We start from the raw sequence: 6,292 nt of genomic DNA on the forward strand, positions 1-6,292 counted from the left end.
GGCCAGCGCGCACGAGCCTGCATCGCCGCGCATGACCCGGTGGCGGGGTGGCGCGGCTCGAGGTGAAGTGAGTGTCCGTCGTGCGGGGGATGCGGCCGGCTGCGGGGGAAGGCAAGATCTAGGTCCATGAGCGATTCCATCTACAGACCCGGAACAGTTGTGCTTACCGTGCGTGGACGGGGCGCGGTCGTCGACGCGCGAGCAACTCCCTCTGGGAAGTGGGTGTTCGGGGTCGAGAACGCCGAGGGTGAAGTGAGCTACTTCACCGAGAAGGCACTCCGGCTCGCCGAAGGCTAGTCAACCCCACGCTCGCGGTGTGCATACCCAGCGGAGCGTCGCGACGGGGGAGTGGACCGCATGGTCGTTGCGAGCGACCGAGTAGGACCCCGTGCCGATACCGCGCCACTGCGGGTGTGTTGAAGCAAAGACGATGCGGCCGCGGTGGCGCACCCGCTGCTCGTCATCGGCGTCGGTCGGGCCGTCACCGCCGATTCCAGCCGTGTCGGGTTCTATCCTGACTGTTCGGGACGCCGGACAGATTCCGCGCCGGCGGAGCCCTACCCGATGCGGCGTCGCTGGGTAACCGACGTCGGCCATACCGGCTCCGTACTCGTCCGTAGCCGTCCGGCACTCGGATTCGCTCGACCCCCGCGGCCATCATGCTCGTATCGGCCGCTTGCCCCGTGGTCAGGACAGACTCGATCGTGTGACCCTGTCCATCGCCGCCCGTCGCCAGCTCGCTCGAGCAATGGCCAATCGCCTGGCCCGGTTCGTTCCCCCTCATCGATCTTCCTGTCGTTCGATGTCGCGCGTGTTGCGCGCGGAAGAGTCACGCCTCGTCGGTGCGCGCCACGCTCACAACCGGCCTGCGTGGACCGCAGCCCGATTCTCCTGACGGTCGTGTTCCGGGTTCCGGTCGCCTCAGGAGTGTCACGCCACGACAGCCCCGTGTCACACAGCCGCGTCGTCACCTCAACCTCCGGGTGCCGATTCACCGGTATCCGGCGTCTCACCTTCACTTCGCAACGCAATGATCAGATCGCAGTCAACACCGTGCCCGATAGCGCGTCACGCGAGACGGTCTACCGCTGACCAATGAACCCACCCGAATGGTTGAGCAGCACGCCTCACACCGCACAGTGCAGATGTTCCACGTGAAACATGATCACCGGATGTGCACGGATCCTCTTCACGAACAACAGGCGGTCAGAGTGTCGATTGGAGGGCGCCTCGACCATCGAACTGAGTGTTTCACGTGGAACGTCGTGCATCCAGAACCACGGTCGGTGGCGCCCGCATTGAACGGCAGCATCGGGCACGTCCACCAGGTGGCGCAGGTCACTGTCGCCAGATTCGCGGCACACTTGAGCCACGTCTCCCGCGGCGAGCACGGTATTGGACGTGGCGGCCGCGACAGCCACCCTCCATCGACGCCCAGATTCTGACGCGACGCAGCAGGCCCTCCGGAGCTCCGTAGCCAAAACGCCACCCCCGTTGCGTGGTCGCGCACCTCGTGGCCGCGCCTGACGATCCTCCAGGCACGATTCCCGCCACGGAGACTGAGCGAACACCCGGGGGCCCACGGCAATCACCGCGTGCGGAAAGAGGAGTCCCGATGACACGACAGCAACGGCCCTCAAGCGCCCAGCCGTGTTGACACCACATCATGGCGCCGAGTGCCAGAGCGTGAAGAGCACATTCGGCTGAACTCCCAGGGTTACGATCCGCGTGCTTCACCGTGACCCGCGTCTGTAAATTGGCGGCTTGGCGAATCACTTGTCTCGCACGCCAGAGCGGAAGACGGGTCGATCACGGGTCAGTCGGCGATGAGGGTGTTCTGCCAGGGTCCACGTCGTCACGGGAGTCCGCAGAGCCGTTGTCGCCCATGCGACCCTCACTCTGTGCAGGTGGGGGAGGGTCACGCGGCCACCCCACGACAGACGGCTCAGGACGAGCTGCCGGCGACGACCGTCCCAGCCATCCAGATCGCGAAACGGCGGAGTGAGATGACACCGGGGCGGCGCGGGCATCCCGCGATGGCGGACCCACCGCGATAGTTATGGTCCTCTTGTCACCGGCCGTCGCGATGTTGCACGTGAAACCAATCGCGCGGCCGCCGGCTGGGCCAACCGCGTCACCTCGCCATCGGGGCAGTTTCCCGGCTATACCCCGGATCCCGAAGCTCGCCACGAACAGCCGTACGACAACCCGCGGGCGCTCTACGAACAAGAACGCCGCGTGTTTCACGTGAAACAGATCCGACAGTGGGAGCCGCATCTGGGGCGCTTTCCACTGCAGTCCGCACTCCCGCAGGCCCCTTCCACTGACGTGGCGCGCACCCTCCGCCCCGCCGATCACCTGATCGATACGTCACCACACTCGACAACGCCTGAAGCGCCGTGAGCCCCATAGTGCACGGCATCCCGCTCTCAGAGGAGGTATCCGCGCGCGTGGGGCGCTTCGAGGTCCCCACGCTCGGCGTCGCCTTGCCGGCACGAGGAAGACGACGTCGCCCACGCCTCGCAACTCGTCCTGCGCCACACATACCGCCGAGCATTCGGCAACGGCGCATGAAGCGACCGGGGGAGTAACGGGCGCCGCCCACAGAAACTCGCAGGGCGGAGACTCTCCAGACCGGCGACCCCACATGATCGTCCTTACCCGTGAACGCCTTCCGTCCGCTCCGCGACGCTCTCGGTCCCACGGTTCAGAGGGGCCACGGTCGCAGCGCACAGTCGCCCGAAACCCGCACCCATGACCGGCGAGGCGGCCACGACAGCGCGATCGCTGCGCTCACGGCCTGTGTCCGCTTCGTCCCCGGTTCTGGTGACAGGGACCGATCGCCCGCGCCATACGCGGCCGCCGGGGCACCCGCGCGCCACGCCCACGATCCGCCAACACCATCCCCGCTCCCATTCAATGGGAAGTACTCAGCGCGTCACCGTCGCCGTCAGCACCCGCGTCGGCTCGTCGACGACACCCTCGCCAACGACATGGATCTCCACATCGGTGACCCCGAACCGGCGAATCTGCTTCTCGGCGGCATCCACCTCAGCGGCGACATTCGCGCCCTTCAGATACGCCAGTCGCCCACCGACCCGTGCCAGCGGAGCGGTCGAGGGAATCAGGGTGCGCAGAGCGCTCACGGCCCGCGCCGTCACCACATCGAACACGCGACCCCGTGTCCACTCCTCGGCACGCATCCGCTCAACCACGACGTTGTTCAGGCCGAGCGCCTCGACCTGCTCGGTCAGCCATACCGTGCGGCGCTCCATCGGCTCGATGAGCGTGAACTCCACATCGGGGCGCGCGATCGCCAGCACGATACCGGGGAGGCCGGCGCCAGATCCGACGTCTGCGACCCGCCCGGTGAAGAACGGCGCGGCGACGGCGCTGTTCAAGATGTGGCGCGTCCACAGACGGGGAACCTCGAGCGGACCGATCAGGCCGCGCTCCTCACCGTGTTGGGCCAGGGCGTCCGTGAACCCCCGCGCGAGATCGATGCGGTCCCCGAACACCGCCGCAGCGGCATCCGGCTCGGCTTCGAGACCGTCGACCACGACGTTCAGCCGCGGCGGAGAACGGTGTGGCGATCCGCGCCCTCACCGAACGACTCGGACGCGTAACCGCGGTCGGCCGCGATATCGTGCACCAGCTTGCGCTCGTAGCTCGACATCGCGGGGAGCGACGCCTGCGACGCCCCCTCTTCGAGCCGCTGGATGGCACGCTCAACAAGCGTCTCCAGCTGGCGCTGGCGCGCATCGCGGGAGCCCCCGATGTCGAGGATCAACCGCGAGAAGCGGCCGGTCGAGTTCTGCACGGCCAGACGCGTCAGCTCCTGCAGAGCCTGCACCGTGTCGGGGTGCGACAGGGTCGACAGCGCCTCAGCCTCATCGGCCTCGACCGAGACGTACGCCCGACCGGCGCGCACATCGAGGGCGAGGTCGCCGTCGATGTCAGCGATGTCGAGCAGCCCTTCCAGGAAGTCGGCCGCGACGTCGCCCTCCTGTTCCAGCTGCTCTTCGGTGGCGACGTTCTGCTCTGTCGTGATCTGCTCGGACGTGGTCATCGTTGTCTCCGGGTCGTCAGGAGGGGGAGTCGGTGCTGGGCTTCGCCGTCGGGCTCACCGACGGAGTCGTCCCCTTGGCCGCTTGCTGCTTCTTTGCGCGCTGCTTGCCCACCGGCTGCTGGCGCTTGGGCTGCGCGGCACGCGCACGCTCCGCCTCTTCGAGGAGGCGCTGCTGCTCGGCCTGGTACTTCTCGATCGGAACGACCTTGCCGCTCGCGTCGATCGCCTTGCCCTTGCGAGCCAGACGCTCTTCGCGCGCCTTCGCGGCGTCGGAGCCCGGAGTGGGCATCTCACGGATGACGATGAACTGCTGCACCATCGTCCACAGGTTGCTGACGAACCAGTAGATGACGACACCGAGCGGGAAGAAGACACCCGAGAAGATGAAGGCCAGCGGCAGGATGTACAGCATGATCTTCTGCATCTGGTACGCCTGACCGGTCTTGGCCTCGGGCGACAGGTTCTTCGAGATGATCTGCAGCTGCGTGAAGAACTGCGACGCGATCATGAGCACGACGAGTGTGAGCAGAATCGCGACGGTGACCTGCCCATCGGACTGACCCCACGCCGTGACCAGGTTGACGTGCATGGATGCCACGTCGAACAGGCGCGCATCGAAGAACTCACGGGTGAGCTCGGGGGTGAGCAGCCCCACGCCGCCCTGCCCGCTGTTGGCGTGCTTGGACACATCGTTCAGCACGCTGAACAGCGCGAAGAAGATCGGCATCTGAACCAGCAGCGGAAGGCAGCTCGACACCGGGGTCGTGCCGTGCTTCTTGTACAGCGCCATGGTCTCGCGGCTCATGGCCTCACGAGAGAGCTGGTCACGCTTTCCGCGGTACTTCTCCTGAACCTTGCGCAGCTCGGGAGCGATCTCCATCATCTTGCGCTGGCTCTTGATCTGCTTGACGAACAGCGGGATCAGCGCGGCACGAACGACCAGGACGAGTCCGATGATCGACAGCACCCAGGTGAGGCCCGCCGCCGGCGCCATTCCCACTGCGGTGAACAGCGAGTGCCAGCCAACCAGCACGAGTTCGACTGCCCATTTCAGGGGCCAGAGGACGATTCCAATGAGATCCGGCACGGATCAGTCCTTTCGGGAGGGCACGACGAAACCGTGCGGAGTGAGTTCGTGACGGAAGGCACGGTGCGGACGAACGTCGTCGATGCCTCCCTGTGCCCAGGGGTGGCAGCGGGCGAGACGGGCCGCGGTGAGCGCGGCTCCTTTGACGAGTCCGTGCTGCTGCACGGCGCCCACCGAATAGGCGGAGCAGGAGGGGTAGTACTTGCACACGTCGCCGTAGACGTGCGAGATGGTGGCTCGGTACGCGTGCAGGAGGGCAAGGCCCGCATTCCGGGGGAGGAGGGGGAGGGATGCCATGACGGTGTCCCACTCCAGCTGACCGGCACCGGTCGAGGAGGTCGGGAGCGTCGAGGTGCTCACGCGGCAGCCTTACGTTGCAGGCACCGAACGACGTCGGCGCGAAGGGTGGCGTAATCGACGGATGCCGCCGACGGCAGCGCCCGGATGACGACCGAGGCGCCCCCGCGAACGGACGGGAGCGCCTCGGCGCACACCGCCTTGAGGCGGCGGCGAACGGTGTTGCGTGTGACGGCCGAGCCGACCTGACGGCTCACGATGAAGCCGAATCGCGCCGGAGAATCCTCCGGCGCGCTGCCGACGTAGGTCACGGTGTGCGCTCCGGCACACCGAGAACCCCGACGGACGGTGGCTTTGTAGTCCGATCCGCGGGTGAGTCGGTTCGGCTTCGCGAGCACTGGGTGGGTCAGGCCGAGAGCTCGGTGCGGCCCTTGGCGCGACGCGCCGAAAGGATGCCGCGGCCGGCACGCGTCCGCATACGGGCGCGGAAGCCGTGCTTCTTGGCGCGACGACGGTTGTTGGGCTGGAAGGTGCGCTTGCTCATGGGTCACTCCGGAGGTGATGTCGCCCGATGCTCTTCTGCCGGGGACGTGGTCGGGACTGCCGTATAGGCATAAGTCAACCGACTAAGGCTACGTCGCGCGGGGCGTTAACTCAAACCGGGAAGACGACCGTTCATTATCCCCAACCCTCATCCACACCCGTGGCAAAGACACGCGAGCGCGTTCTACAGTTGATTTGGCTCCCTGCGGACCGCGAACTAGCGTGTCCCCCGGAAGTTATCCACAGGTTCGGCGCGACGCACGTCGATCATCACGCGCCGAAGTCCCGGAGGGGAT

Annotated in this window: 8 protein-coding genes; 1 reads left to right on the forward strand and 7 read right to left on the reverse strand. The window is 66.6% G+C overall.

All coding sequences use genetic code 11. From position 1 onward, the window contains the following. Window positions 1-126: 126 nt before the first annotated feature. Window positions 127-297: a hypothetical protein gene (locus ACU6WY_RS15170; RefSeq protein ID WP_483820440.1), complete on the forward strand. Its 171-nt coding sequence runs from the start codon at window positions 127-129 to the stop codon at window positions 295-297. Between the two features lie 830 nt (window positions 298-1,127). Here ACU6WY_RS15170 and ACU6WY_RS15175 read toward each other — a convergent pair. From ACU6WY_RS15175 to rpmH, 7 genes are all read right to left on the reverse strand, one after another. Further along, the gene (locus ACU6WY_RS15175) at window positions 1,128-1,421 is read right to left on the reverse strand and encodes a hypothetical protein (protein ID WP_483820441.1); all 294 of its coding nucleotides are present in this window, start codon (window positions 1,419-1,421) and stop codon (window positions 1,128-1,130) included. A 1,509-nt stretch (window positions 1,422-2,930) separates the two neighbouring features. Continuing rightward, the gene (gene rsmG / locus ACU6WY_RS15180; RefSeq protein ID WP_483820442.1) at window positions 2,931-3,560 is read right to left on the reverse strand and encodes a 16S rRNA (guanine(527)-N(7))-methyltransferase RsmG; all 630 of its coding nucleotides are present in this window, start codon (window positions 3,558-3,560) and stop codon (window positions 2,931-2,933) included. A 5-nt stretch (window positions 3,561-3,565) separates the two neighbouring features. Continuing rightward, a complete protein-coding gene (locus tag ACU6WY_RS15185; protein WP_483820443.1) occupies window positions 3,566-4,069 on the reverse strand; it encodes a Jag family protein in 504 nt (167 codons plus the stop codon). Window positions 4,070-4,085: 16 nt separating this feature from the next. Further along, window positions 4,086-5,156 (reverse strand): membrane protein insertase YidC, encoded by a 1,071-nt coding sequence (gene yidC, locus ACU6WY_RS15190; protein ID WP_483820444.1) that lies wholly within the window; start codon window positions 5,154-5,156, stop codon window positions 4,086-4,088. Between the two features lie 3 nt (window positions 5,157-5,159). Continuing rightward, complete coding sequence (yidD, locus tag ACU6WY_RS15195; protein ID WP_483821931.1) at window positions 5,160-5,453, reverse strand: membrane protein insertion efficiency factor YidD; 294 nt, start codon at window positions 5,451-5,453, stop codon at window positions 5,160-5,162. 59 nt (window positions 5,454-5,512) lie between these two features. Next, a complete protein-coding gene (rnpA, locus tag ACU6WY_RS15200; protein ID WP_483820445.1) occupies window positions 5,513-5,851 on the reverse strand; it encodes a ribonuclease P protein component in 339 nt (112 codons plus the stop codon). A gap of 8 nt (window positions 5,852-5,859) precedes the next feature. Then, entirely contained in the window at window positions 5,860-5,997 is a 138-nt protein-coding gene (gene rpmH / locus ACU6WY_RS15205) for a 50S ribosomal protein L34 (RefSeq protein ID WP_055952712.1), read from the reverse strand. Between the last annotated feature and the right edge of the window lie 295 nt (window positions 5,998-6,292).

The sequence above is a fragment of the Microbacterium sp. ZW3a genome (genome assembly GCF_057167165.1).

Excerpts from the sequence above, each read along its gene's own strand:
- ACU6WY_RS15185 (WP_483820443.1), bottom strand. The coding sequence starts at position 4,069 with ATGACCACGTCCGAGCAGATCACGACAGAGCAGAACGTCGCCACCGAA.
- rpmH (WP_055952712.1), bottom strand. The coding sequence starts at position 5,997 with ATGAGCAAGCGCACCTTCCAGCCCAACAACCGTCGTCGCGCCAAGAAG.
- ACU6WY_RS15170 (WP_483820440.1), top strand. The coding sequence starts at position 127 with ATGAGCGATTCCATCTACAGACCCGGAACAGTTGTGCTTACCGTGCGT.
- yidD (WP_483821931.1), bottom strand. The coding sequence starts at position 5,453 with ATGGCATCCCTCCCCCTCCTCCCCCGGAATGCGGGCCTTGCCCTCCTG.